Genomic DNA, 2,043 nt, shown 5'->3' on the forward strand with positions numbered 1-2,043 from the left:
CTGGTGGCGACGGGACTCTTCAGCGAGCGTCATCGCGGTGGCTACGTGCCGCCGCACCTGGAGAACGGACAGGTCGTGCCCGGACGCTTCCTGTGAGCGGACACGTCCTCGCGGTATCGGGTCTGGCCCGCCTCCTCGACAGGCCAGGCCTGCGACGGGTCCTCGCGGCCCTGGACGCGGAGGGTGAGACGACCCGGCTCGTCGGCGGCTGCGTACGCGACGCCCTGCTCGGGCGCACCAGCGACGACATCGACCTGACCACGACGCTGCTGCCGGAGGCGGTGATCACGCACGCCAGAAAGGCGGGCCTACGCGCCATCCCGACCGGGATCGAGCACGGCACCGTCACGCTGCTGGCGAACGACGCCACCTTCGAGGTGACGACCCTGCGGGAGGACGTGGAGACCGACGGGCGCCACGCGATCGTGCGGTTTGGCCGCGACTTCGCCCTCGATGCCGAGCGCCGCGACTTCACCATCAACGCGCTCTCGCTCGCGCCCGATGGGACCCTCCATGACACCACCGACGGGGTCGAGGACCTGCGGGCGGGGCGTGTCCGCTTCATCGGCGAGGCCCGGACGCGCATCCGCGAGGACGCCCTGCGCATCCTGCGGTTCTTCCGGTTTCATGCCCGCTATGGAGCAGGATCGCCCGATCCGGAGGGGTTGTCCGCCTGCATCGCCGCCCGGGACGCCCTGGACGGCCTCTCGCGCGAGCGCATCCGGGCGGAGATCCTCAAGCTGCTGCTGGCTCCGGGGGCACCCGCCGCCATCGAGACTTTGAGCGAGACCGGGCTGCTGATGCGGCTGATCGGCGGCCTTGGCGACCACAGCCGCTTCCTCCGCGCCCTCGTGGACGGCCTGGAGACGTCGGCGATCGAGCGGCTGGCGGCGTTGGCGATCTGGTCCGATGCGGATGCGGAGCGGCTGGACGTGAGGCTGCGGCTGTCGAAGGCCGAGCGCGCGGCGCTCGTGGCCTATGGGCGTGCGCTCGGTGCCCTGCACGGACGTGCCGCGATCGACGCCCTGGAGATGCGCCGGCTGGCCGCCAGCCACGACGGGCGGGCCCTCGGGATCGCGCGTATCGCAACCCGTACAGAACCGCATCCGGTCCTATCGACCGAGGCGGATCTCTATCTCGATGATTTGGTGCGTGGCCGCGTCGCGGCGCCGACGTTTCCCCTCGCGGGCGCCGATCTGGTGGCGCGGGGCGTTCGGGCTGGTCCGGAGATCGGTCGCAGGCTCGCTCGGGCGCGGGCAATGTGGCTGGCGCTCGGCTGCCCGGAGGATGCGGCCGCGCGCGAGACGCTGCTCGAGCGCGCGACCGAATAGGGTCTCGAAGCCGGTCGGCTCAGAAGTTGAGCGCGACCTTGGCGTCGCGAAGCTGGACGATCTGGCCGGTGAGCTCGTCTTTCTTGGCGAAGTCTTCGGTGGCGTCGCGCAGCAGCTCGACCGCCTCGATGTCGCGGTCCAGGGATTCCTGGGTGATTTCCTCGAAGGGGTTTGCGCGCTCGGCGATGACCGTGACGGCGGTCGGACCGATATCGGCGAAGCCGCCACGGACAAGGACGCGCTTGCCGGTGTGACCGGCCTCGTTGATCACGATGACGCCGACCTTGAGTGCGGTGAGCACGGGGGCGTGGCCCGGGAGCACGGTCATCTCGCCCTCGATGCCGGGCAGTTGCACGGCCTCGATCGGACCGGAATACAGCGTCCGCTCGGGGCCGACGAAATCGAACTGGAAGGTGGCCATGAGGTCGAGGATCCCGGCTCGGGGTGTCTGTACGGGGTGACGGCGCGCCGGCCCCGGAAGGCGCGCGCCGTCGTGTTGGTCGTCAGGCCCGGCGGCGATCGGCGACGAAGCCGATCCCGAGGCCCAGCACCGCGCCGATGACGGCGAAGATGCCGATATGCTGCGTCTGGCCCGTGGTCAGGGAGCCGCTGCGGGTTCCCGCCGGCGAATCCCCCTGAACCTCGAGGCTGAACGAGCCGATCTTGATCTCGGTGGCCTCGCCGGGTACCTCACCCGGCCCGAGGCCGCCGA

General features: G+C 70.8%; 3 protein-coding genes. 1 reads left to right on the forward strand and 2 read right to left on the reverse strand.

Annotated features, from left to right (window positions below; genetic code table 11):
• Window positions 1-92: 92 nt before the first annotated feature.
• The gene (locus tag MFF30_RS25375) at window positions 93-1,331 is read left to right on the forward strand and encodes a CCA tRNA nucleotidyltransferase (RefSeq protein ID WP_238283002.1); all 1,239 of its coding nucleotides are present in this window, start codon (window positions 93-95) and stop codon (window positions 1,329-1,331) included.
• A gap of 19 nt (window positions 1,332-1,350) precedes the next feature.
• On the opposite strand, the gene atpC is transcribed toward MFF30_RS25375, so the two are convergent.
• Together atpC and MFF30_RS25385 are read right to left on the reverse strand one after the other, a co-directional pair.
• Complete coding sequence (atpC, locus tag MFF30_RS25380; protein ID WP_238283003.1) at window positions 1,351-1,752, reverse strand: ATP synthase F1 subunit epsilon; 402 nt, start codon at window positions 1,750-1,752, stop codon at window positions 1,351-1,353.
• An 82-nt stretch (window positions 1,753-1,834) separates the two neighbouring features.
• Window positions 1,835-2,043 (reverse strand): hypothetical protein (locus MFF30_RS25385; RefSeq protein WP_238283004.1); only part of this gene is annotated, 209 nt, incomplete at its 5' end.

The sequence above is a fragment of the Methylobacterium goesingense genome (assembly GCF_022179225.1).
Lineage (GTDB): Bacteria > Pseudomonadota > Alphaproteobacteria > Rhizobiales > Beijerinckiaceae > Methylobacterium > Methylobacterium goesingense.